This window comes from Vibrio sp. MM46, from assembly GCF_027587135.1.
Taxonomy (GTDB): Bacteria; Pseudomonadota; Gammaproteobacteria; order Enterobacterales; family Vibrionaceae; genus Vibrio; species Vibrio harveyi.
Map to the genome: position 1 here is coordinate 125,632 of NZ_JAPPTO010000011.1, position 25,134 is coordinate 150,765.

A 25,134-nucleotide genomic window follows, 5' to 3' on the forward strand; every position below is an offset into this window, starting at 1 on the left:
TCAAAAACTGACTGGGGCGGCTGAATCAGCCTAATCCAATAACGTGAAACAAAAGGTCTGAAAGATAGAACATCTTACCTCTGTACCCTACGAGAGATAATGTACAACAATTGGTCAGATTTGCAAAGAACTTTTGTAGTTTTTTTTCATGAAAGTTTTATTAAGCAACATTAAATCTCAGATCTGATTTGCTTTTTTAATGACACAAAAAAGCCAGCGTTTGTGCGCTGGCTCATGCTAAATGGGCTAAATTGGCTTAAAAATGACTAGTGTGCTTGATCCCAGTTGTCACCGTGACCTGCTTCTGCCACTAGAGGCACTTTCAGCTCTGCTGCAGATTCCATCAAATTCTGTACTTTACTTTCAATTTCGGACAAAGACGACTCTTCAACTTCAAATACCAGTTCATCGTGTACTTGCATCAGAAGTTTCACTCGACCGTTGCCTTCTTCTTGAATCCACTGATCAACTAACAACATCGCTTTCTTGATGATGTCCGCAGCGGTACCTTGCATCGGTGCATTGATCGCTGCACGTTCTGCCGCCTTACGACGCATGCCGTTACGAGATTGAATTTCAGGAAGGTGTAGACGGCGACCAAAAATGGTCTCGACGAAGCCTTGCTCTGAAGCCGCACTGCGCGTGTCTTCCATGTACTGCATCACGCCTGGATAGCGCTCGAAGTACTTGTCCATGTACGCTTGTGCTTCACCACGAGGAATACCCAGTTGCTTCGCCAAGCCAAACGCACTCATGCCGTAGATTAGACCGAAGTTAACCGCTTTCGCACGGCGACGTTGCTCACTTGAAACGTCTTCAATAGAAACGCCCATGATTTCTGCTGCCGTTGCTGCGTGGATATCTTTGCCGTCTCGGAACGCATCAAGCAGTGCTTGGTCACCTGATAGGTGCGCCATAATACGCAATTCAATCTGAGAGTAGTCGACTGCCAGAATCTTGTAACCCGTAGGGGCAACGAATGCCTGACGAATACGACGACCTTCTTCATTACGAATAGGGATGTTCTGCAAGTTAGGATCGGTTGAAGATAGACGGCCCGTTGCGGTCACCGCTTGGTGGTAAGAAGTATGCACACGACCCGTTGATGGGTTGATCATCTTCGGCAACTTATCGGTGTACGTTGATTTTAGCTTCGCCAGACCACGGTATTCCAAAATCAGTTTTGGTAGTGGGTAATCCAGAGCCAGCTCTTGCAGCACTTCTTCATTAGTAGAAGGTGTGCCTGATGGCGTCTTCTTGATAACTGGTAGACCCATTTTTTCAAACAGAAGTGCTTGCAGCTGCTTCGGTGAGTTCATGTTGAACTCTTGTTCTGCAATCTCATAGGCTTTCTGCTCAAGCTCGTCCAGACGTGCAGCAATTTCTACAGATTGCGCGCTAAGCTTCATGTCATCAATCAATACACCAGTACGTTCAATGCGAGACAGCACAGGCACGAGAGGCATTTCGATTTCTTCGTATACGGTTTTTAGCTTTTCATCTTGCTCGATGTTAGCAAACAAACGGTTATGTAGACGAAGTGTCACGTCCGCATCTTCTGCAGCATATGGTGAAGCTTCATCCAGATCGATTTGGTTGAAGGTCAGTTGGTTTTTACCTTTACCTGCGATTTGCTCGAATGAAATGCAGCTGTGCTGTAGGAAGCGCAGTGCCAAGCTGTCCATATCATGTTTGCCGCCTACACTGTTGTAGACGTAAGACGCCAACATGGTGTCATGCTTGATGCCTTTCATCTCGATGCCGTAGCGAGCCAGCACAGACGCATCGTATTTTAGGTTTTGACCGACTTTAGCCTGAGCCTCATCTTCAAGAATCGGCTTTAGCTGTGCCAGTACCCAATCACGATCCAGCTGCTGCGGCGCATCTAGGTAGTCGTGAGCCACTGGTACATAAGCCGCAATACCTTCATCTGTTGCAAATGACAAACCAACCAAGTTTGCCACCATGTAATCTAGGCTGTCGGTTTCGGTATCAAACGCAAATAATTCAGACGCTTTTAGTTTGTCTAACCAAGCATTAAATGAAGCTTCATCTAGGATGGTTTCGTACTGGCTACGATCGATTTTTACTGCTGAAGTGTCCATGTCTGCTTTAGATGAAGCAGAACCACCACGCGCAGCACCGGTTGATTCATCCGCTTCTACTACACCTGTGCCGCCTTCTAATAGCTCATTCAACCAAGACTTGAACGTCAACTGACCGTACAGTTTGATCAGTTCATCTGTGCTTGGTTCTGCTTTTAGCAATGATTCTGGCGTCTCTTCCAGCTCTACATCCAGCTTGATGGTCGCTAGTTCGTAAGACAGCATTGCGTTGTCTTTGTTGTCGACTAGCTTCTTAGCCATGGTTTTTGAACCACGGAAGCCAAGCGCTGCAATATCGTCGAGGTTTTCATACAGCTTTGTCAGACCGCCAATGCCTTGTAGCAAAGCAGTTGCCGTTTTATCACCCACACCTGGAACGCCAGGAATGTTATCGACTTTATCGCCCATCAACGCTAGGTAGTCGATGATCAATTCTGGTGGGATACCAAACTTCTCAACCACGCCTTCGCGATCCATCACAACATTCGTCATGGTGTTGATCAACGTAACGTTATCATCCACCAACTGCGCCATATCTTTATCGCCAGTACTGATCAAAACAGGCATGCCTTGTTGCGATGCTTGATAAGCCAGAGTACCAATCACGTCATCGGCTTCTACGCCTGGAATACAGATCAATGGCAGGCCCATCGCACGAATAACGTTATGCAGAGGTTCGATCTGGCAACGAAGGTCGTCCGGCATTGGTGGACGATTCGCTTTGTATTCCGGGTACATATCGTCACGGAAGGTTTTACCCTTCGCATCGAAAACCACTGCGATACGATCAGAAGCAAACTGACGCATCATGCTGCGTAACATGTTCACTACACCGTAAACTGCGTTAGTTGGGATTTCACCGTTACTCATCGTGCCTGGGTAAGCGTGAAAAGCGCGATATAGGTAAGAAGAGCCGTCGATCAGAATCAACGGATTTTCAGGAATACTTGCCATAATTGTCTGTATCCAAATCAGTACTTAATAGATCTGCTTAGAATGCCATGACTGCTGATCCGAATCTATCTTGTTCGCTCGATCAAGGTCGCGGAAATTTTCCGATGTTATTCACGAAATTTGCACCTTCTTGTGGATAACTCTGTTTATAGAAATTATCCACTGGTTATCCAACGGAAATAAAACCAACAAAACACCAACGTAAGGCATTGTTTTTAATAAAAATAAATACCAACAGGCGAGAAGATCAACGATCCTAAAATGATCATGACATGTGGAAAAGTTGCCAATAGAGGCGTCAATTAGAAATCTCAGAAAAGAAAAAAGCGACCCAATTGGGTCGCCTAGCAGAAGTGGTGAAGCTATTTCCATTTATATGGCAGCTTAACCAAGAAGCTATAAATTACACTGGAAGCAATGTGAGCAATGTCGTGTCAAAAAGAATTCGTGCAAGTTCTGGGGAAAATGTTTCATTACCTTCTCAACACTCAGTTAATTAGCAACTCAACGTCCTTGTGAACTTTCCTCATTCCCTAAGACAGGTTTAATAATAATGATTCTCATTTAACAGTCAATACCTAAATGAGAAAAAATCTCATTTATTTTTTATAGCGCCTTAATGAAGTGGACTCGAGACTCACGCAAGTTGGTTTTTTCTTCAAATTTTTCAATGATATAGTCATTTCTTAGCAACAAACGAAGCATGGCAGGAAATTGATTGCGTGATTTCACTTTTAACGTTTTGTAGCCCTGCTCTGCGACCCATTCTTCTTGCGCTTCCAATAACATCTGAGCCACACCCTCATTGCGCGCTTCTGGCGCAACGCCACCAAACCAGCTGTAAAAGGTGTAATCATCTAACTCATAGCCGATTTTAAAGCCAAGGATAGCTCCTGCTTTCTCAGCGACTAAGATTAAGCTTTTTTTATCCCCAAGACGCTCTGCCATGGATTCAACCGTCTCACCACGTGCAAACTCAGTAACACGAGCCACCACTTGGATCGCTTCTTCCAGCGTGCCTTCACGAATCAGCATTGTCATTGTCTTACTCTCCAGAAATAAATATACCCAAGTAACTTCAAGCCGTGTGTATTCCGTCTTGAGGGTACTTGGGTATATTCAGACCGACAACAATTGTCGGTCTGGTTTTTCTCATTGAGCGATAATTACTCGTCTGTCGCTTCTTGAGTCTTTACTAGGTGCTCTGCAGCTTGTGCATTTTCTTCCGCTAACCACTCTGCTACATCTTTCGCGAAGTAAGTCAGGATGCCATCCGCGCCTGCACGTTTGAAGCAAAGCAGAGATTCCATCACGGTCTCGCGCTCTTTTAGCCAACCATTCATGATGGCTGCTTTATGCATCGCGTACTCACCAGAAACTTGGTAAGCGAACGTTGGAACTTGAAGCTCAGTCTTAACACGACGAACCACATCAAGGTAAGGCATACCTGGCTTAACCATCACCATGTCAGCGCCTTCATTGATATCAAGAGCCACTTCATGTAGCGCTTCATCCGTATTCGCAGGGTCCATTTGGTAGTTTTTCTTGTTGCCACCTTTTAGGTTCGCTGATGAACCAACTGCATCACGGAATGGACCGTAGTAGTTTGATGCGTATTTCGCAGAGTAAGCCATGATTTGAGTATGGATGTGACCCGCTTCTTCTAGTGCTTCACGGATTTTACCTATACGACCATCCATCATGTCTGATGGTGCAACCACGTCTGCACCCGCTTCTGCGTGAGACAGCGCTTGTTTTACAAGTACTTCGGTTGTCTCATCATTCATCACGTAGCCATCTTCATCGATGATGCCGTCTTGACCGTGAGTAGTGAACGGGTCAAGTGCCACATCTGTGATCACTCCGATTTGAGGTACGTGCTCTTTTAATGCACGTACTGCGCGCTGAACCAAACCTTCAGGGTTGTAAGCTTCAGCAGCACATAAGCTTTTAGCGTCTTGGTTTACGACAGGGAAAAGCGCGATTGCTGGTACGCCTAGGTTTGCTAGGTATTGTGCTTCTTCTAGCATTAAATCAATCGACAAACGTTCTACACCCGGCATCGATTCAACACTTTCACGACGATCTTTACCCATCAGAATGAACATTGGGTAAATCAAATCGTTTACTGAAACTTGGTTTTCAGCCATCAAACGACGACTAAAATCGTGCTTACGCATACGACGCATACGGCGTGCAGGGAATGGACCTTGAATTGATACAGACACCACTTTCTCCTTGTCTGGAAGGTTACGATGATCAAATCATCTGGTGGCAAAATCATATCACTCTTGATACACCTTGCGAGCAGCAATATGGAAAAACGGCATGAAAAAAACCGAAAATGACCCCGCACTCACACTCAAGTATACTTCTCACTAATTCCATACACCGATAAACCATAGAGACCAACCATGATCGATACTCACGCTCATATTTACGCTAGCGAATTTGATAACGACCGCGACGAGGTGGTGAAGCGCGCTTTAGAACAAGGCATTGATAAAATTCTGCTGCCGAACATCGATCTTGAGTCTATTGAGCCGATGCTAAAAACCGAAGCGGCTTATCCTGAGATTTGTCGTTCAATGATGGGGCTGCATCCATGTTACGTCGATGGCAATGTTGAGCAAACACTGGCAATCATTCGTGACTGGTTTGAAAAGCATAACTTTATTGCAGTGGGTGAAATCGGTATCGATCTGTACTGGGATAAAACCTTCCGAGCAGAGCAGGAGATGGCGTTTGTGACTCAGTTAAACTGGGCTAAAGAGATGGATTTGCCTGTCGTTATCCACACTCGTGATTCAATTGAAGAAACACTGACCTTACTTCGTCAAGAACAAGATGGTCGCTTGCGTGGTGTATTCCATTGTTTTGGTGGCAGCGTAGAAGAAGCACAGGCAATCAACGAGCTTGGGTTCCACTTAGGTCTGGGCGGAGTATCAACCTTCAAAAACGGCGGTATGGATAAGGTTATCCCGCATCTGGATATGAACTGGGTGATTCTAGAAACAGACTGCCCGTACCTTGCCCCTGTTCCACATCGTGGGAAACGTAACGAACCAGCTTACACTTCTTTAGTGGCGGCGCGCGTGGCGGAACTACGCGGAGAAAGCCTTGAAGCGATTGATGCTCTGACGACCAAAAACGCAGAAGAGTTGTTTAGCCTGAAGTGATGTAAGTACTTACATAAATTAAAATAAAACATTTCGTTATAATTCAATACATTAACCTTAAATATATAAGTAACATGCTATTGAGATATAAGCGCTTCTCTCCCTAAACTATTGCCCATATATTCAATGATATGGGCTGCTCATGAACACTTGCCAGCACGGTATTTACTTACAGCGTCAAAAACGCACCCTATTGCAAAAGCTAATGGGCATCAAAGAGGTATACATCTGCTCAAGGTGCGGATACATCCGCAAAATTACATAGTCTTGGTATACCCAAGTAACCTCGAGATGCTAGGTTCAGCGAGACTGACTTGGTTTGTAGACGCGGCGGCGATTTAAAGGTTTAGTGCTACAAACCAATTATTTCATAATCATATAGTTGTGCTCTTAACTATATAGTTAGTCCCATTGAATTATGTACATGATTTCACATAAAATGCCCGCCGGCTTATAAAATAAAAAAGATAGGATTCGCAATGTGTAATCACGGAGTGTATTTACAACGTCAACAACGCAGTTGGTTTCAAAAATTGATTGGAATTAAAGAAGTATATGTCTGCTCTAAATGCGGTCACGAAATCAAGCTTCGATAAACTGTAGATACCAAAAAGCGGCTCCATGAGCCGCTTTTTTAATACTGAATGGTGGAGTTGTAGTGACTTTACTCTTCCACTTGCTCTTCTTCATCTTTACGTGTGTAGAAACGCGCGAAGAACAAACCCACCTCAAACAGCAAACACATAGGGATTGCCAGTAGAGTTTGCGAGATCATATCCGGCGGCGTGAGTAACATACCGACAATAAACGCACACACGATGATGTATGGGCGCTTCTCTTTCAGATCTTGTGGTGTGGTCGCGCCAGTCCAACATAGCAAGATGATCGCTACAGGCACTTCAAACGCGATACCAAACGCCATAAACAGCGCCAGCACAAAGTCGAGGTAACTTGAGATGTCGGTTGCGAACTCTACCCCACCAAGAGAGATAGCGGTAAAGAAGCCAAACACCAGTGGGAATACCACGAAGTAAGCAAAGGCAACACCGCAGTAGAACAACAGTGAGCTAGAGAACAGCAATGGCATGATCAATCGACGTTCATGCTTGTACAAACCTGGCGCTACAAAGGCCCATACTTGGTACAAGATAAACGGCACCGCAATAAACACCGAAGCAATCAAGGTTAGCTTCAAAGGTGTGAAAAACGGTGAAGCCACATCGGTTGCGATCATCGTTGCACCTTCAGGTAGGCGTTCTACCAAAGGCGCTGAAACAAACTCGTAGATGTGGTTAGAGAAGTAAATTAGTCCAACAAACACCACCAGTACTGCAGCAATGGCTTTAAGCAGTCGGTTGCGAAGTTCTAATAAATGACTAATTAAAGGTTGTGTCTGCTCGACGGTAGACATGGCAAACCTCTTTTTTAAAACCTGATCAAAAAGGAGCTACCAATCACTAGTAGCTCCTCCTAATGAGACTATTCGGCTTTCTTATCTGCCGCTGTAACCTTAATCTCTTCCGCTTTCTCAACGGTTTCAGTCGCTGGTGCCTCTTGTTTAGGCTCCGCTTCTGATTTGGTTGGCTCCGCGTAAGGGCGGTTTACAGATTGCGCCGCTTTCTTCAATTCTTCGACCGAAGATTTCAGCTCAGGAGATAGATCATCCATCCCCATTTGCTCAGCTTTGCGCAAGTTTTCTTGCAGTTCTTGAACTTTCAGCTCGTGTGACAACTCGTCTTTGACGCTATTTGCCATACTCTTCGCTGCTCCGACAAAACGAGAGACACTGCGGATGGCATGTGGCAAACGCTCTGGACCAAGAACAACCAGACCAACAACAGATATTAATACCAGTTCCCAAAAACCGATATCAAACACGTTTTACGCCTGCTCTTTGTCTTTTTTCGATTCAGGAGCTGCTTCTTTCTTTTGCTGCTCTTCTAGACTTTTTGGCTCGAAGTCTGCGTCTTTGTCGTCTTTCTTCGCAGGCTCATCTTCGCTCATTGCTTTTTTGAAGCCCTTAACGGCACCACCCAGATCGCCACCGATACCGCGTAGTTTCTTAGTTCCGAATAGCAATACAACAATTACAGCAATGATTAGAAGTTGCCAAACACTGATACCACCCATTCTTTTTACCTCGGGTCTTTAAACAAAATTATTTCAAGAGTTTAACGTCTATCGACGATAAGCTCGCCAACTAAGCAACCAAAATGTGACCCCTGCGATACCGCTAGCGATCGATAGCTGCTCATAAGCGTTATCCACCAATATTGCCGAGCATACGACTAAAGTGGCTCCAACGCCAAATAAAAACTTTCCTGTCGCCTGCTGACGCTTGCTGTGACGGTAACCTTGGTAAAGCTGATCCATGCGTTGATTCATGGCTTTACCTTGTTTAAGGCTATCGTAAAGCAGCTCCGGCAGTTCCGGTAACTTCTCTGCCCAAAACGGCGCGCGGTCTTTAATGGCATTCACTAAAGCTTGCGGACCGACTTGGTTCATCATCCATTCTTCAAGGAACGGTTTCGCGGTCTCCCACAAATCTAGTTGCGGGTACAACTGGCGACCCAGTCCTTCGACGTACAACAGCGTTTTTTGTAGCAATACAAGCTGCGGCTGCACTTCCATATTGAATCGACGCGCAGTGTTGAACAGGTTCAAAAGTACGTGACCGAAAGAGATTTCACACAGTGGTTTAGCAAAGATTGGCTCACACACAATGCGAATCGCAAATTCAAATTCATCGACATTGGTATCGGCAGGTACCCACCCCGAATCAACGTGCAACTCCGCTACGCGGCGGTAGTCACGATTGAAGAAAGCGAGGAAGTTTTCCGCCAGATAGCGTTTGTCTTCACTATTAAGTGTACCAACGATCCCGCAATCCAGCCCAATCCACATCGGATTCTCTGGATGCTCCGGTTTAACGAACACGTTGCCCGGGTGCATGTCGGCATGGAAAAAGCTGTCTCGAAACACCTGAGTGAAGAACACACTCACACCGCGTTCCGCGAGCAATTTCATATTGGTGCCATTCGCTTCCAAGCCTTCAATATCAGAGACTTGGATGCCATATATTCGCTCAGAAACCATGACAGTTTCATTACTAAAGTCAGGAAAAACTTCTGGTACGTAAAGCTCTTCACTGCCTTCGAAGTTGCGACGCAGTTGAATCGCGTTCGCCGCTTCACGACGCAAATCGAGTTCATCAAGTAAGGTTTTTTCGTACTCGCGAACCACTTCAACTGGTTTCAAACGACGTGCTTCAGGCATCGCTCCGGCGACTATACGCGCCATTCGGTGCATCAGTTTTAGATCTGAATCAATGACCGGACGAATATCTGGACGGATGACCTTTAATACCACTTCTTGGTTAGTGTCTTTTAATCGAGCAGTATGCACCTGAGCAATCGACGCAGACGCTAACGGTTTGATATCAAATTCAGTAAACCAGTTTTCTAATGGACCGCCCAGAGCGAGTTCCATTTGTTCTTTCGCTAACTGCCCATCAAATGGCGCAACTTGGTCTTGCAAAAGTGCAAGAGGATCAGCGATATGCGGAGGGAAAAGGTCACGGCGAGTCGACATCATCTGACCGAACTTAATCCAAACCGGACCAAGTTCTTGCAGAGCGAGACGAAGGCGTTCACCCAGTGGTTTTTCTGGGTGCTTGTTCTTCATCCAGAATAGGCTTTTGCGCATCAAAAGCGGCGCTTTGGTCAGTTGATGATCAGGCAACAACTCATCCAAGCCATATTCCAGCTGAACTTTAATGATGTGGTATAAGCGCTTTATTTCTGCTGGCGTCATGAGTTCTCCAGCGCAGGCTTATCCGAATCGAACTTGTTTAGTAATGCGTTTAGACGTGCTTCAACGCGAGAAGCTTGGCTACGAACGTCATCCACTTGGTCACAGAAGTGGGCAATTTCTAGCGGTGCTGGCGCCAGTTTCCACTCTTCTGTTACCACTTGAGCAAAATGACGCTGGTGTTTTTCTGCTTGAGAAGCAAAGAAACCGCCGACGTTTTTGGTGCCTTGCACAAAAGTATGTGCCACGACATCACCTGTCACGCGAGACAGCCACTCTTCGATATCAGGTTTGCAATCCACCATCAATTGAGAGAATTTCTGTGCCAATTGGATGTCACCTTCAAGTTCAAGTTTGTCTTGTTTGATAAGGCGGGTGATGTTGGCTTGATCGCGCAACTCAGGCAGTACGCTTAGATTCAACGACAGATAACAATCTGGCTGACCTTCGTAATTACCCAAAACATCGATTTGCTGGCTGAAGATGAACGTCAGTGTCTTATTGATTTCTTTCAGATGAATTTGAATCACCTGACCTTTAAGACGTGACAAACGACGACCCAATTCAGGATCGTCTTTAATCAGCGTATTTAGTGTCGTTTCAATAACGGCAGTGATAAGAGGTTCAAATGGCATACCGCTTATCCTTAGAATTTGTAGCCGCGGTGCAGCGCCACAATACCACCCGTTAGGTTGTAGTATTTGGTGTTTTCAAAGCCCGCTTCTTTCATCATGCCTTCCAGCGTGTCTTGGTCTGGGTGCATGCGGATAGATTCTGCTAGGTAACGGTAGCTGTCTGCGTCGTTCGCCACTAGCTCACCCATTTTTGGCAATAGGTGGAATGAGTACGCGTCGTACACTTTTGATAGTGGCTCTAGGATTGGTTTTGAGAACTCAAGCACCAACAGACGACCACCTGGCTTCAATACGCGGAACATAGAGCGCAGCGCTTTGTCTTTATCGGTGACGTTACGTAGACAGAAGCTGATAGTAATTACGTCAAAGTAATCATCTGGGAACGGCAGTTCTTCTGCGTTCGCTTGAACGTAATGCACGTTACCCACAATGCCGTTGTCGCGCAGTTTGTCACGACCTACATTCAGCATTGAGTTGTTGATGTCCGCTAGGATCACGTGACCTTGGTCGCCAACAATGCGCGAGAATTTCGCCGTCAGGTCGCCAGTACCACCACCTAGATCGAGAACGCGTTGTCCCGGACGAGCGCCACTGCAATCAATAGTAAAACGCTTCCAAAGGCGATGAACGCCACCTGACATCAAGTCATTCATGATGTCGTATTTTGCTGCCACTGAGTGGAAAACTTCGGCAACTTTGGTCACTTTTTCGTCTTTTGCCACTGTGGTAAAACCAAAGTGGGTAGTGTCGTTATCTAACGCTGTATTTGATTGCACACTTGTGTCCGTCATTCTGATTCCTCTTGGGCAGCACTTTCTCACTTCGGGGCGGTTGATAACAAATAGGGTCGCCCACTGTACTGCGGGCGATTAGTTTACTTTATCCTCAGCCGGATGTCTTTCTACTAAAGAAGCATTTTCCGAAAATGACTCTGTCTGCGCCAACTGAGCAAGATCTGGCGAGATTGGACGTTTTACTTCCACTCCTAGTTGCTTAAAGCTTTCAGCCTGACGAATCACGTTGCCACGCCCTGTCGCTAGTTTGTTCATTGCCCCTTGGTACGTTTGGTTGGCTTTGTCTAATGCGCCGCCCAGCCCTTCCATGTCATCAATGAACAAGCGTAGTTTGTCGTACAATTTTGCCGCACGCTCCGCGATCAATTGGGCATTTTCATTTTGGCGTTCGTTACGCCACAAGTTATCTATCGTACGTAGCGCCACCAGCAAAGTGGTAGGGCTAACCAAAATAATGTTTTGTTCCATCGCATCTTTAACCAAGCTTGGGTCGGCTTGAATCGCAACTTGGAATGCAGGCTCTACCGGAATAAACATCAATACGTAGTCTAAGCTCTGGATGCCTTTTAGCTGATGGTAATCCTTAAGACTCAAGCCTTTGATGTGCGCACGCAGCGCGGCTAGGTGATCGCTCAGCGCCTGCTCTCGTTGAATGTCGTTCTCTGCGTTGAAGTAGCGCTCGTACGCCACCAGCGCCATTTTCGAATCGACCACCACTTGTTTGTTTTGCGGTAAGTGAACAATCACATCAGGTTGATAGCGTTTGCCCGCTTCGTTTTGCAAGCTCACCTGAGTTTGGTACTCGTGCCCTTCACGCAAACCAGATTCTGCCAATACACGAGCCAGAACCACTTCACCCCAGTTGCCCTGCTGCTTGTTGTCACCTTTCAGAGCTTGAGTCAGATTGACCGCTTCTCGGGTCATGTGCTCGTTCAAGCGTTGCAGGTTCTTCAACTCATGCACCAAGGTGTGACGCTCTTTGGCTTCTTGGCTAAAGCTGTCGTTAACTTGTTTTTTGAACCCTTCCAGTTGCTCTTTAAGTGGAGACAGCAAACCTTCCAAGCTCTGACGGTTTTGCATATCGACTTTGGCGGTTTTCTCTTCAAACAACTGATTCGCTAGGTGTTCAAATTGCTGCTTCAAACGCACTTCTGCTTGTTCAAGAATTTGCAGTTTTTCTGCATTGGCTTGGTTAATTTGCTCGTGGCGCGCTTGCTGCTCACCAAGCTGGGTTTCAAGACGCGATTTATGCTCTCGCATCTGCCCTAGCTCATCAAAATACTGCTGACGCTCTTGCTTCACTGCTTCGAAATAGCGCAGTTTTTCCATCGCCGCCATCAATTTACCGTGAGTTTGGCGCACCTCGAAAGCCGCTTTATCGCGCTCGTCATCAAGCTCATCCAATTCTTGCTGTGCTTCAGCGAGACTTTGCTTTACTTGTTCAAGTTGTTGTTGATGAAGCTGTTTTTCAGAAGAGAGCTGTTGTTCGAGCAATTGAGTTTGTGTGGCAAAGCGTTGTTTAACCCACCAACCCACTGCAACACCGCTGATAGTCGCGGTAAAAAGAGAAGACAGAATGAGAGATTGATGCTCAAGAATCCATTGCATAATAGCGAGTTAGCCTGTGTTTTTTATCTCTAATAATGGTATTTACATACTGGATAAATGTCCAGTTTGTTGGATGAAAAATCCTCGCATACACTAGGCGCTCCGTACAACATACTCACACCTGCTCAAACCAACAGCGATGAGCGGTACATCATCACACAGAGGCATCATGAACGAGCGTCGCGCCCTAGGATTTGGGCTATCAGCGGTATTACTTTGGTCAACAGTAGCGACCGCATTTAAATTGACTTTGGCGGAATTCTCACCGATTCAGATGCTGACCATGGCGAGTATTGTCTCAGCCATCGCGCTCATCGTGGTATGTGGCGTGCAGGGCAAGCTGAATCAGCTCAGTTCAACGTTTCTTGCCAATCCTTGGTACTACTTACTGCTCGGATTGATTAACCCACTGGCGTACTACCTCATCTTGTTTAAAGCATACGACTTATTGCCAGCCTCCCAAGCGCAGGCGATCAACTACAGTTGGGCGATCACGCTCACCTTGATGGCGGCGGTTTTCTTGGGTCAGAAGATCCGCAATAAAGACTGGATTGCTTGTGGTTTTAGTTATTTAGGCGTCATCGTGATTGCCACCAAAGGCAACGTGCTCGGAATGGAATTCGAAAGTCCGCTTGGTGTGGGGTTAGCGCTACTTTCCACATTGCTTTGGGCAAGTTACTGGATTCTCAACACCAAAAACAAAGCCGACCCTGTGGTGGGCGTGCTATTGGGCTTTCTGGTTGCGATTCCGTTTGCGATTGGCTTAAGCATTTATGAAGGCGCAGACTGGAGCCAAATCACAGTGAAAGGTTGGGCTGCAGTGACTTATGTTGGTCTGTTTGAGATGGGCGTAACCTTCGTGTTGTGGCTAACGGCACTCAAACTCACCGAGAACACCGCACGCATCAGCAACCTGATTTTTGCTTCACCATTCATCTCGCTCATGCTGCTTGCGACCATCATTGGTGAAGAGATTCACCCATCCACTTTGATTGGCTTAGTGCTGATCATCAGTGGCTTGGTGATTCAACAAGTGAAGTTCGGCAAAAAGCAAAAACAGGCGAACACCGTTCAATGATGACGTCCGAAACCATTGCAAAAATGAGACGCGATTTATAAAAAAGAGAGCTAGCTAACAGTTTACTCGATTAATGAAGTGTTCCTTGCTTGGATTTGTTCGGGCTTTGGATACGATATAGCCAAAGCCCGATATGAACGTCTAATTAGATGTTAACAACATAAATCCAAGGGCGCTCAGGATGCTTTATTAACTATGTTTCGCTTCGCTATCTCCCCTGCATTGATGACAGACTGGAAACAGGCTCTGCAACAATGCTGTGATGCCACACAGGCGCACGGTCAGCTTTATACTTTCAGCTACACTCGCCAATGGCGCTTGAGTGAGGTGGCGACATCGCCGCAACATCATCGTGAAATAGTCGCGATTCTCGATCCAGCCACTGAGCACTTTATCTATCCTCAGCTTGTTGTTGAGCAAACGCCCTTTCAAAACCAAACCTTGAGTTACTGCCCGATATGGTTGCCGAGCGGTGAGCTGTTTGCTGCATTCGCATTGGTTCATCCAACCGATCAAGATACTGTCATTTCTGGATGGTTAAGCGCGTTGGCAGGACGCGTCGGCTTTGATGTCGCTCAGACTTACCATAAAGAGCAGCAGCGTCACGATGTTCAATTGCCAGAGTTACTGCCATCTCTACAAGAATTCATTGATTGCTTAGAAGATCACACGTGGATAAAGAGCACTGATGGTCGCTACGCGATGACCAACCGCAGCGTTGAAGACTCTTGGAAAATGACCGGCAGTGAAATCGTCGGCAAGAATGACTTCGAGTTGTTCAGTAGCCGTCGAGCGAAAAAGTTCATTGATACCGACCAGTTGGTGATCGCTACAGGCAGCCAAAACACGGTGGAAGAGTGCACTCTCATTGATGACAACAACAACCCAACCTGGTTGGAGACCATCAAATCGCCAATCCGCAATCAAACCGGAGAGCTGATTGGTATTTTGGGTATGACACGCAACGTCACTCGTCGAAAAATGGTAGAAACTCAGTTGTCATTGGCATCGAAAATCTTCGATAACTCCCACGAAGGGATGGTGATCACCGACCGCAAAGCCAACATTCTTGATGTGAACAGCGCCTTCACCCACATCACCGGTTATACAGCAGAAGAAGTGATCGGTAAGAACCCAAATATCTTGCGTTCTGGGCATCACGACCGCGAGTTTTATCAGCAGTTGTGGCGTCAGCTAGAAAGCAAAGGTCAGTGGAAAGGCGAGTTCATCAACCGTAAAAAAGATGGCAGCATTTACCCACAGCTCGCCACCATCAGTGCGGTGATGGACGATAAGAACCACCTGATCAACTACATCTGTGTGTTCGAAGACATCTCGGTACGTAAAGCGCACGAAGAAAAGCTGCAACGCATGGCGTTTTACGATCCATTGACCAACCTTCCTAACCGTACCCATTTGATCAGCTTGCTAGAACAACACATTGAGAACGGTCAGAAACATCAACACGCGTTTGCGACTCTGTTCCTCGATATCGACCACTTCAAGCATATCAACGACAGCATGGGACACTTCTGTGGTGACCAACTGCTGACTAAGCTCGCTGAACGTCTGCAAGATGTGCTGCACTTACGCGCTCATGTGGCACGTATTGGTGGCGATGAATTTGTCATTATCTTGCCGAATATCGAATCGGATTCGCAGCTGATCGACACCATTGAGGACATACTCTGCCTGTTCAACCGTCCTTTTGAAGTCAGCAAGAACGAATCTTTACGCATCTCCACCAGCGTAGGTGTGGCGCGTTACCCACAAGACGGACAAGACAGCGAAACCTTGCTAAAGAACGCCGATACCGCCATGTATTTGGCGAAGAAAAATGGTCGTAACGGCTACGCGTTCTACTCGCCAGATTTGACCGATAAATCCGTGTCTCACGTGCGTATGCAGTCTGCTTTGCATGAAGCGATTGAGAAAAACCAACTTCATTTAGCGTACCAACCGCAATACAACTTAAGTGCAAACGAACTGGTGGGCGTAGAAGCCCTGCTGCGTTGGCAACATCCCGATCTTGGGATGATTTCTCCAGCGGACTTTATCCCGATTGCAGAGAAAACGGGCTTGATTCAAAGCATTGGTAAATGGGTCTTGGAGCAAGCTTGTTTGCAAGGTCGCGCATGGTTAGATAACGGCATTGAATTTGGCAAGCTCGCGGTAAACGTATCGGCTCTTCAGCTACAACAATCGGACTTCATCAGTAAACTTGGGGTGATTCTAAAAGAGACTGAATTCCCGGCGCACCGTCTAGAGCTAGAAATCACCGAAAGCTTCTTGCTGATTGACCCACAACAAGCCATCGCATCACTCAACTTGCTGCGCGAGCTTGGCATTGAGATCTCTCTTGATGACTTTGGTACCGGTTACTCGTCACTGTCTTACCTCAAAGGTTTGCCAATCAACAAATTGAAGATCGACCGCTCTTTCGTAAGCGATGTTCCAAGCAACACCGACAGCAATGCGATCGTGAATGCCATCATCGCGATGGGACAAACCCTGTCATTGAAAGTGGTCGCAGAAGGCATCGAAACCGACGAGCAAGCCCAATACCTATTCGAGCGCGGCTGCATCTACGGACAAGGCTTCCGCTTTAGCGCCCCAGTACGCGCAGAGAAGTTGTTTACATAAAAAAGACCGAGCACTGCGCTCGGTTTTTGTCTCTATCCCCCTATTCTGTCACCGTGTATTGCCTATCTGGTTGTTTCCCTTACGCACAAAATAAGTTCTCATTATTCATCACAATCAATTATTTAACTTGCCTGACACGATCACATAAGCCCCCCATGACAAGTGATCAAAATCACAGCTAATACGTTTTTACCTCGTAATACGTTTTATAAAAAAATAGATTCTTGTGTAAACGATACCACCATAAAACAAAACAATAATAGACGACTCTACGTTAAAAATAATAATAATCACAAGGATTACATACTTATAGGTGAAATCGTTTCCACAAATTAATGAAACAAAAGGTCTATAGAAAATGGGTATTCTCGATATAACTGTAGCACTGGCATTCATGATCGCCGTCATTGGCGTCGGCATGATAAAAAGTAAGCCCGCTACCAATGGAGCAAACTCGGATAACGGTGCTGCTGATTATTTTCTTGCAGGTCGAGGTCTGAGTTGGTGGTTGATTGGTTTCTCACTGATCGCTGCCAATATTTCTGCAGAACAATTTGTAGGTATGTCCGGGCAAGGTGCTGGATTAGAAGGGCTTTCCGTAGCAAGTTGGGAGTGGATCGCTGCAATTACACTTGTTGTCGTTGCCTTCGTTTTACTTCCTTATTTCCTTAAAACCGGCATAACAACAATTCCCGAGTTTTTAGAAGTTCGTTACAACCACTGGGCGCGCCTTGCGATGACCTTATCAATGATTCTAATTCTTGTGGGAGTTAGCTTAGTTGGGGTGATTTATGCTGGTGCGATAACGATGACAAAGCTGTTTGCTGAATTCGGCTATTTTGTCTCTTTACCCTTTGCATGCTGGATCCTAGGTGGGATGGCTGCACTCTATGTAGCCTTTGGTGGTCTAAAAGCGTGTGCTTGGGCGGACTTATTACAAGGCACTGCTCTTATTGTGGGCGGAGCGATCATTACCTATTTCGCGTTTGATGCTCTTGGTGCAGTTGATGTTTCTCAATTAGTTTCTTCAACAGGGAATGCAGCCCACATCAATTCTGATGCTGGTGTTCTGACCAAATTCAATGCACTAAACAGTGAATCAATGCACATGGATACACCAGCAATGCCATGGCCAGTATTACTGCTAGGTATCTGGATTCCAAACTTTTACTACTGGGGTTTAAACCAATACATTACCCAAAGAATCTTGGGTTCCGCTTCTCTTGGTGATGGACAAAAAGGTTTAGTTTTAGCTGCTGGGTTAAAACTGATCATCCCATTTATTATCGTTATACCAGGCATCATCGCTTTCAACCTTTTCTCTTCGGATATGGAAGCAAGTGCCAACCTAGACGCTGGCGGCAGTGTATTCTCTAGTTATGAGCAGGCTGTCTCTGACATCGATACCAACAAGGTATTTATTCTTGATAGTAAATACGCTAACTCTCACCCTAACAAAGCTGAAGAAATCCTAGAACATAACCAACAAGTGGTCGCTCGTTTAGGAGAGGGAAACGTAGTAAAAGAAGCGATCAACCCATATAAATATGACTCTGCGATGGGGCTACTCATCACTAAGTTGATCCCCAAAAATACGGGTGTTCTCGGTTTCGTAATCGCAGCTTTGATGGGAGCAATTATCTCATCCCTCGCAGCTGTCCTTAATGCCGCTTCAACATTGCTCACAATGGACGTTTATCAACGCTATATCCGTCCAGCAGCAGCGCAAGGTGAATATGTTAAGTTTGGGCGTATTTGCATTGGTGTGTTTGTAGTAATTGGATGTGTCGTCGCACCTATGCTTGCTGAATTCAAATCAATCTTTGGCTTTATTCAGTCATTCCAAGGTTATGTATCGACGGGTATTTTAGCGGTATTTATCTACGGCTTAATCAATAGAACATCAGGCAAGTGGGCTGGTGTGATTGGTATTGTTGCAAACGCCATCATCTACGCGTTTATGCAAGCGAACTACCCTCACATTCACTTTCTCTACAACATGTCTTACTGTCTAATCGCGGTACTCGCAATACTGACAGTCTATGGCATGATTTTTAAAGAAGAGAGGGTCGAGTTTAAATCCAATACAACCTTAGATATGACGCCATCTCAAGCGGCTTTAAAATGGGGCGGTCTGGTTTGCGCACTCACCGTCATCCTATACATCGTATTCTGGTAATGGCACTTCAGCCTTAAAGAAAAAAGCCTAGCTAATTAAGCTAGGCTTCTTATTTCTTACACCCACTGACCAGCAACAAAACCGCTCGACCAGCACCATTGGAAGTTATAGCCACCTAACCAGCCGGTTACGTCCATCACTTCACCGATGAAGTACAAACCTTTGATGTTCTTACATTCCATGGTTTTTGAAGACAGGTGATCGGTATCTACGCCGCCGAGGGTCACTTCTGCAGTGCGGTAACCTTCTGTGCCGTTCGGTGCGACTGCCCAGTTTTCTAGACGCTCAACGATGGTTGCCATCTCTTTCTGGTTGAACTGCTTAAGAGGTTTGTCTGCCAATTCTTTACGCTCAATCAGCACTTCAACCAAACGCTTTGGTAGCACTTTTGCTAGCGTGTTCTTCAACGATTGGTTTGGATGCTTCTCGCGGCTGCGTTCTAGTAGCTCAGCGATATCGTCGTTTGGTACGAGGTTGATCGTCACCTTCTGACCCGCTTTCCAGAATGACGAGATCTGCAGTACCGATGGACCAGACAAGCCGCGGTGAGTAAACAGCAATGCTTCTTTGAACATAGTACCGTCTTGCGCAGTGATTTCTGCCGGGATCGCAATGCCCGATAGTTCAGCGAAATCTTCTTTGTCTTCTTTATGCAGCGTAAACGGCACCAGACCTGCTGTAGTGGTAATCACCGGGATCTCGAACTGTTCAGCAATCTTGTAGCCGAATGGCGTCGCGCCCAATTTAGGCATCGACAGACCACCCGTTGCCACCACCAAAGATTCACATTCGATATTTTCAGTACCAGCATGCAGACGGAAGCCCACATCGGTTTTCTCGATCGAATGTACATCACATTGGTAGCGTTGTTGGATGTTTGGCAGGTCGCATTCTGCTAGCAGCATCTTAACGATGTCTTTTGCAGTGAATGCATCAACACAGAACAGCTGTCCGTGATCGCGCTCTTCAAACTCGATGCCATGCTTGCTGACCATCGAGATAAAGTCCCAGTTGGTGTACTGAGACAACGCCGACTTCACGAAGTGTGGGTTTTGACATAAGTAGTTGCTCGCTGAGACGTCGTAGTTAGTGAAGTTACAACGACCACCACCTGAGATAAGGATTTTACGTCCTGGCTTTTTCGCATGATCCAGCACGAGCACACTGCGTCCGCGTTTGCCAGCTTCTGCTGCACACATCAAACCCGCCGCACCTGCGCCGATTACAACAACATCAAATTTCTTACTCATGGGTAACGCTCAATTACTTATTTAAACTGGTTTATACCCAGTAACCTCGAGGTGTTTGGGTATATAAGTCCAAAAATAAAAAAGGATGTGCGTAATGCACATCCTTGCTTTCTGCGGGCGCTATTCTAACGACAAAAGTCGAGCGGGAAAAGCGCTTAAATTCCAAGCACTGCTTGCTGGCTTAAAGAATGAAGGCAGCCAGTAGGGTCACACCAAGTAAAGCGGTCGATAAAATGAATAACCCGCGCACCCTTTCGCATTTGCCAGTAAAGATCTCATCATGATGATGGTGATACTCTTTACTCTTAATGTAATGGTATAACCGCACCTGTTTGGTGACGTTACCATGGGTGGTGAAAAATCCATTGCCATCCACTTGCTGATAAAGCAAAGGATGCGCTTCACGCATGATGTAAATTAAAGAACGAAGAGCGGTGAGATAACGGACCATGTTTACTCCCGTTACTACCATTAGCGCAAATAAGATTGTGTCTCCACTGATCATCTTTTCCTCCCTACATCTTCAACGATGCTCAAGAGATAAAGACGACCAATGCTTCGTCCTTAACCCGCTGCTTACCGCGTCGGGAACACGTTATGCAGCTGGAGCACCCATAATTGAAGATGAACCTTCTTTTGCCATTTGTGCTAGATCTTTATCGATGAAGAACAATGCTTTACCGTCTTCACCAACTAATTCGATCTTATCTAAAATCCCTTTAAACAACTTCTCTTCTTCGTGCTGTTCAGCCACGTACCACTGTAGGAAGTTAAACGTTGAGTAGTCTTGGCTTGTAAATGCAACATGCGCCAATTTGTTGATCTTTTCCGTGATCATTTGCTCATGTTCGTAGGTTTCACGGAAAACATCGCCAAGGCTAGCAAAGTCATGCTTAGGTGCTTCAATCGCACCTAGGATTGGCATTGAGCCAGTTTCACTTACATAAGTGAAAAGACGTTGCATGTGCTCCATTTCTTCTACGGCGTGAGCGCGTAAAAATTCAGCCGCACCTTCAAAACCTTTGTCTTCACACCAAGCACTCATTTGTAAGTATAGATTGGATGAGAAAAATTCTAGGTTAATTTGCTCATTCAATTGTTCAACCATAGTTTGAGACAGCATGTTAACTCCTATTTATGTGCATGCAATATACCCAAGTAACCTCAAGATGGGTGGGTTCAGCGAGAATAGCTTGGTTTGCAGGCGAGGCGACGGTTTGAAGATCTAGTGGTTCTAAATCAATAATCGTCAACAATGTTCGCAAGCCAAGATAACTCGCCCTTTGGGAGCTTGTCACTGAACCGATCTCTTCGTCAAACATTTTGGTAAGAGCGAACTATTACGCTGCAATGTTTTCCTTGCGCTCGAATCAGTGACAAAGCTCTGAATCCCACGTCTTGAAGTCACTTGGGTATAACGCCACTATAACATGATTACTGTGGCAACACTTTGTACCTACGATATTGATATGAGATCACTTCAGCAAAATTATCTGAGACTTAGTGCTAATCTGACACTATGACCTTATCAAGGAGATAGCAATATGAGTTACAAACACGTACTTGTGGCAGTCGACCTCTCAGACGACAGTAAAGTGTTGATTAAGAAAGCCGTGTCACTGGCTAAACCTCTGGATGCGAAAGTCTCTTTCATTCATATCGATGTGAATTACGCCGAGCTTTACACCGGGCTTATCGACATCAACATGGCGGAGGCGCAACACCAAGCGATGGAAGCGTCTCGTACACAGTTAGCGAATTTTGAAGAATACGCAGAGTACCCAATCACGCATACGTTAGTCGGTAGCGGTGATTTGAGTAACGAGCTGTGCGACACCATTCAGGACTACAATATTGATTTGGTGGTTTGTGGTCATCACCAAGATTTCTGGAGCAAGATTCTTTCGTCGACGCGCCAGCTTATTAACTGCTCACCCGTCGATATGCTGGTCGTACCGCTAAAAGACTGATTTGCGTTGGCGTGACCTTAAAACTTGGTTAGACTGCGGGCACATTTGTTGTTGATAAAGATTCTCATCCATGGCTTATCTATCCGCAGTTACCCTACTTTGGGCATTCTCATTTAGCCTGATCGGCGTTTACCTTGCCGGTCAGGTTGACTCTTGGTTCTCTGTTTTCATGCGCGTTGCGCTGGCGAGCTTAGTCTTCATTCCTTTCTTAAAATTCCGTGGCGTAAGCAAATCTCTGATCGCGAAATTGATGATCGTGGGCGGCTTTCAACTCGGCTTAATGTATTGCTTCTACTACCAGTCTTTCCTACTCCTTTCTGTACCAGAAGTACTGCTGTTCACCGTATTTACCCCTATTTACGTCACCTTGATTTATGACTTCTTGAAAGGTCGATTCTCGCCTTGGTATTTGGTCACAGCGGCGATTGCAGTGCTGGGCGCGGCGTGGATTAAGTTTGCAGGCATCAATGAAAACTTCTTGATGGGCTTTTTGGTCGTACAAGGAGCGAACCTGTGTTTTGCCATCGGTCAGGTCGGCTATAAATACATTATGGAAACCGAGTCGGTTGAACTGCCACAGCACACGGTATTTGGTTACTTCTACTTGGGCGCATTGTGCGTGGCGACCGTCGCTTTTGCTCTAATGGGTAACTTGGACAAGATGCCAACCACAGCAACACAATGGGGCATTCTGACTTACCTTGGTTTGATTGCATCAGGCTTTGGTTACTTTGCGTGGAACAAAGGCGCAACCATGGTGAATGCTGGCGCACTTGCGGTAATGAACAACGCGCTTGTCCCTGCTGGTTTGATTGTGAATATCGTGATTTGGAACCGCGATGTCGATGTGACGCGACTTGCCATTGGTGGTGCGATCATCATGCTATCACTGTGGATTAACGAAACTTGGGTGAAAAAACGCGTAGAGATGAGTTACGCTAACAAGTAGCCAGATTCAGTCCCTAAAAATAAAAAACGCTCTCCAACTGGAGAGCGTTTTTTTGATTCGATTAATGCACTTTGGCTTGCGAGCTTGTACTCATCAACGTGTTTGGTGGCGTTGGCAGCAACACCTCTAGTTTGGCATTACGCGCTTCAAGCTTGCGCTGGCGTTTGAGCAGTTTTTGCTGCTTTTTGGCTAACTTAAGCAACTTCTTCTGCTGCTTGTAATGTTTCTTAACCGCTTTCTTCGCCTTTTTCAGCGCTTTCTTATCTGACAAATCAAACATAGCTGGCGCCTCTAACTTGGTGGGTGAGGTTACGGCTGCGACTTTTGCTGCCAGTTTCTTCTCTTTCACTCGTTCCACAACACGTTTAACGATCGCGGCTTTCTCTACGCTTTGTTCTGGTGCCATGATGATTGGGGTATCTTGAGTTAGAGATGGGGTTGGCAGTGCTTCCGCCAATAGACCACAAGCCTGTTGCTCAGACAGCGGTTTGTCTTGACACTTTTGAGGTGGAATCGCGGCAGGCTTACACAAGGTGTTTTTCGAGGCAGAAGAACGAGCACAAGAGCGGCAGACAAACTTAGGTGCTACCACCAAGCGGTGAATGTCACCCAAACTCTCAGCAATCTGTTTGCGGCTCATCTTACATAAACGTTTCGCCATGCTACTACTCCAGCTTCCCAATTCTCGACTGTTTTACTCTACGACATCACACAAGTGAAATAATAATAATTCTTAGTTAGATATACAGTCAGTATGCCGAATTAGCAAGAGAAAAGTATCAATAAGCAGAGCAAACACCAGATACAAACACAGCGCCAAATTAGGCGCTGTGAGAAGAAGTTTTTTGTCGTCAGGTGTTTAGGGTCTGTTGACCTTTTGCGGTTAAATTTTGTTCGAGATAAAAGCGTTTTAATCGCGGCGAGAGGTTTGTAGCCTAGTTATTCTAAGCAAAATCCTCTCAACAAAGAGTAAAACGCTTTTAGCCGAACCCTTTGGGCAGCGTTTGTGGCTCCTTTCTACTGCGTTATCGGCTTATCAGGTAGGGCAACTACATTTCAAAGCCTCTGCCTCTTTCTTAGTTTATAAAGAAGGAAGAATCCACAAACGGCTGCAAAAATCAGCTCAAAAGGTCAATAGACCCTAGTTGAATTACGCCATTGATGCCTTCACATACACATCAAAACGGTTCTTTTTAGTTTCGATTGCCATGCTCGGCTTTTGCTCATCAAGCCAGTTGGCGTAATCAGGGCGTTTGACCACCACACGCTTGCTCGCCAATGCCATTGCTGGAGCAAGCAAGCCATCCGCATCAAGATCTGCACCAACTAGAGATTGGAAGACGCGCATCTCTTTCTTCACTAATGCCGATTTCTTTTTGTTTTCAGGGTGTGGGTACATCGGGTCGAGATAAACCACATCTGGCTGAACGAAGTCTTTATCTTGCGCCAATTGCTCCAACGCATCATGGCTAGAAGCGTGAATCAAAGACATGCGCTCTGATACCCAAGTTCCGATTTCTGGATCGTGTTTCGCGCGTGCCAAACCGTCATCCAACAATGCAGCGACCACTGGGTGACGCTCAACCATTTGGACTTTACAGCCTAACGACGCCAATACGAACGCATCACGCCCTAAACCGGCAGTGCCATCCAGTACGGTTGGGGTTGCGCCTTTGTTCAAACCCGCCGCTTTCGCAATAGCCTGACCTTTACCGCCACCGAACTTGCGACGATGCCCTACTGCACCACCAATCAAATCCACAAAGATTGCACCCAGCTTTGGCTCATCCACTTTACGCAGCTCTAAACGCTCTGTCGTTAGGACTAAGGCAAAGTCACTGTCATCAGTGTGAGAAAGCTGCCAGCGCGCAGCGAGTTCATCAAGGTGAGACTGTTGAGATGGGTCTTCACAAATCAATTGCAGTTGCAAAAGGAGGCTCCAGTAAAAATCGGTTTAACTGGCGCTGAGTGTATACCCAA

The 25,134-nt window shown here is 46.0% G+C and carries 22 protein-coding genes; 6 read left to right on the plus strand and 16 right to left on the minus strand.

Going from position 1 to position 25,134, the window contains the following annotated elements; genetic code table 11:
* Window positions 1–25: 25 nt before the first annotated feature.
* From OH459_RS28315 to hemB, 4 genes are all read right to left on the minus strand, one after another.
* A complete protein-coding gene (locus OH459_RS28315; protein ID WP_438356636.1) occupies window positions 26–73 on the minus strand; it encodes a hypothetical protein in 48 nt (15 codons plus the stop codon).
* A gap of 193 nt (window positions 74–266) precedes the next feature.
* Window positions 267–3,059, minus strand: coding sequence for a DNA polymerase I (polA, locus tag OH459_RS14205; protein WP_050914424.1), 2,793 nt, complete (start codon window positions 3,057–3,059; stop codon window positions 267–269).
* Between the two features lie 606 nt (window positions 3,060–3,665).
* Window positions 3,666–4,100, minus strand: a complete 435-nt coding sequence (locus tag OH459_RS14210) for a GNAT family N-acetyltransferase (protein ID WP_009701602.1) — start codon at window positions 4,098–4,100, stop codon at window positions 3,666–3,668.
* A 125-nt stretch (window positions 4,101–4,225) separates the two neighbouring features.
* Complete coding sequence (gene hemB, locus OH459_RS14215) at window positions 4,226–5,287, minus strand: porphobilinogen synthase (RefSeq protein ID WP_005448548.1); 1,062 nt, start codon at window positions 5,285–5,287, stop codon at window positions 4,226–4,228.
* A 186-nt stretch (window positions 5,288–5,473) separates the two neighbouring features.
* On the opposite strand from hemB, the gene OH459_RS14220 reads away from it, so the two are divergent.
* Complete coding sequence (locus OH459_RS14220) at window positions 5,474–6,238, plus strand: TatD family hydrolase (RefSeq protein ID WP_029788970.1); 765 nt, start codon at window positions 5,474–5,476, stop codon at window positions 6,236–6,238.
* 664 nt (window positions 6,239–6,902) lie between these two features.
* Here OH459_RS14220 and tatC read toward each other — a convergent pair.
* From tatC to rmuC, 7 genes are all read right to left on the minus strand, one after another.
* On the minus strand, window positions 6,903–7,649 hold the full coding sequence (gene tatC / locus OH459_RS14225) for a twin-arginine translocase subunit TatC (protein WP_005448551.1): 747 nt from the start codon (window positions 7,647–7,649) through the stop codon (window positions 6,903–6,905).
* A 68-nt stretch (window positions 7,650–7,717) separates the two neighbouring features.
* A complete protein-coding gene (gene tatB, locus OH459_RS14230; RefSeq protein ID WP_005430029.1) occupies window positions 7,718–8,116 on the minus strand; it encodes a Sec-independent protein translocase protein TatB in 399 nt (132 codons plus the stop codon).
* 3 nt (window positions 8,117–8,119) lie between these two features.
* Entirely contained in the window at window positions 8,120–8,368 is a 249-nt protein-coding gene (tatA, locus tag OH459_RS14235) for a Sec-independent protein translocase subunit TatA (RefSeq protein ID WP_005429959.1), read from the minus strand.
* Window positions 8,369–8,416: 48 nt separating this feature from the next.
* Complete coding sequence (ubiB, locus tag OH459_RS14240) at window positions 8,417–10,051, minus strand: ubiquinone biosynthesis regulatory protein kinase UbiB (RefSeq protein WP_005434553.1); 1,635 nt, start codon at window positions 10,049–10,051, stop codon at window positions 8,417–8,419.
* The gene (locus OH459_RS14245) at window positions 10,048–10,683 is read right to left on the minus strand and encodes a ubiquinone biosynthesis accessory factor UbiJ (protein WP_239911939.1); all 636 of its coding nucleotides are present in this window, start codon (window positions 10,681–10,683) and stop codon (window positions 10,048–10,050) included. The genes ubiB and OH459_RS14245 overlap by 4 nt, the downstream gene beginning before the upstream one ends.
* Window positions 10,684–10,694: 11 nt before the next feature.
* Entirely contained in the window at window positions 10,695–11,474 is a 780-nt protein-coding gene (gene ubiE / locus OH459_RS14250) for a bifunctional demethylmenaquinone methyltransferase/2-methoxy-6-polyprenyl-1,4-benzoquinol methylase UbiE (RefSeq protein WP_005429980.1), read from the minus strand.
* A gap of 78 nt (window positions 11,475–11,552) precedes the next feature.
* On the minus strand, window positions 11,553–13,085 hold the full coding sequence (rmuC, locus tag OH459_RS14255; RefSeq protein ID WP_005434560.1) for a DNA recombination protein RmuC: 1,533 nt from the start codon (window positions 13,083–13,085) through the stop codon (window positions 11,553–11,555).
* Window positions 13,086–13,254: 169 nt separating this feature from the next.
* Between rmuC and OH459_RS14260 the strand changes: the two genes are divergently transcribed.
* The 3 genes from OH459_RS14260 to OH459_RS14270 all read left to right on the plus strand — a co-directional run bounded on the left by OH459_RS14260 (window position 13,255) and on the right by OH459_RS14270 (window position 18,985).
* Window positions 13,255–14,163, plus strand: coding sequence for a DMT family transporter (locus tag OH459_RS14260; protein ID WP_269987312.1), 909 nt, complete (start codon window positions 13,255–13,257; stop codon window positions 14,161–14,163).
* 195 nt (window positions 14,164–14,358) lie between these two features.
* On the plus strand, window positions 14,359–16,806 hold the full coding sequence (locus tag OH459_RS14265; RefSeq protein ID WP_269987314.1) for a sensor domain-containing protein: 2,448 nt from the start codon (window positions 14,359–14,361) through the stop codon (window positions 16,804–16,806).
* 358 nt (window positions 16,807–17,164) lie between these two features.
* Entirely contained in the window at window positions 17,165–18,985 is a 1,821-nt protein-coding gene (locus OH459_RS14270) for a sodium:solute symporter family transporter (RefSeq protein ID WP_256893348.1), read from the plus strand.
* A gap of 56 nt (window positions 18,986–19,041) precedes the next feature.
* Here OH459_RS14270 and OH459_RS14275 read toward each other — a convergent pair whose 3' ends face one another.
* The 3 genes from OH459_RS14275 to ftnA all read right to left on the minus strand — a co-directional run bounded on the left by OH459_RS14275 (window position 19,042) and on the right by ftnA (window position 21,358).
* The gene (locus tag OH459_RS14275) at window positions 19,042–20,235 is read right to left on the minus strand and encodes an NAD(P)/FAD-dependent oxidoreductase (protein ID WP_269987315.1); all 1,194 of its coding nucleotides are present in this window, start codon (window positions 20,233–20,235) and stop codon (window positions 19,042–19,044) included.
* Between the two features lie 181 nt (window positions 20,236–20,416).
* Complete coding sequence (gene uspB / locus OH459_RS14280; RefSeq protein ID WP_005448571.1) at window positions 20,417–20,740, minus strand: universal stress protein UspB; 324 nt, start codon at window positions 20,738–20,740, stop codon at window positions 20,417–20,419.
* Window positions 20,741–20,830: 90 nt separating this feature from the next.
* Entirely contained in the window at window positions 20,831–21,358 is a 528-nt protein-coding gene (ftnA, locus tag OH459_RS14285; protein WP_005434576.1) for a non-heme ferritin, read from the minus strand.
* 421 nt (window positions 21,359–21,779) lie between these two features.
* Between ftnA and uspA the strand changes: the two genes are divergently transcribed.
* Complete coding sequence (gene uspA / locus OH459_RS14290; protein WP_005434578.1) at window positions 21,780–22,205, plus strand: universal stress protein UspA; 426 nt, start codon at window positions 21,780–21,782, stop codon at window positions 22,203–22,205.
* Window positions 22,206–22,275: 70 nt separating this feature from the next.
* Window positions 22,276–23,154 carry a carboxylate/amino acid/amine transporter gene (locus tag OH459_RS14295; protein WP_005434580.1) on the plus strand — a complete coding sequence of 293 codons (879 nt, stop codon included), beginning with the start codon at window positions 22,276–22,278 and terminating at the stop codon, window positions 23,152–23,154.
* 61 nt (window positions 23,155–23,215) lie between these two features.
* Here the strand turns inward: OH459_RS14295 and OH459_RS14300 are convergent, their stop codons facing one another.
* Both OH459_RS14300 and OH459_RS14305 read right to left on the minus strand, forming a co-directional pair.
* A complete protein-coding gene (locus OH459_RS14300; RefSeq protein WP_269987316.1) occupies window positions 23,216–23,815 on the minus strand; it encodes a hypothetical protein in 600 nt (199 codons plus the stop codon).
* Between the two features lie 489 nt (window positions 23,816–24,304).
* A complete protein-coding gene (locus OH459_RS14305; RefSeq protein WP_009705451.1) occupies window positions 24,305–25,084 on the minus strand; it encodes a class I SAM-dependent methyltransferase in 780 nt (259 codons plus the stop codon).
* Window positions 25,085–25,134 lie beyond the last annotated feature (50 nt).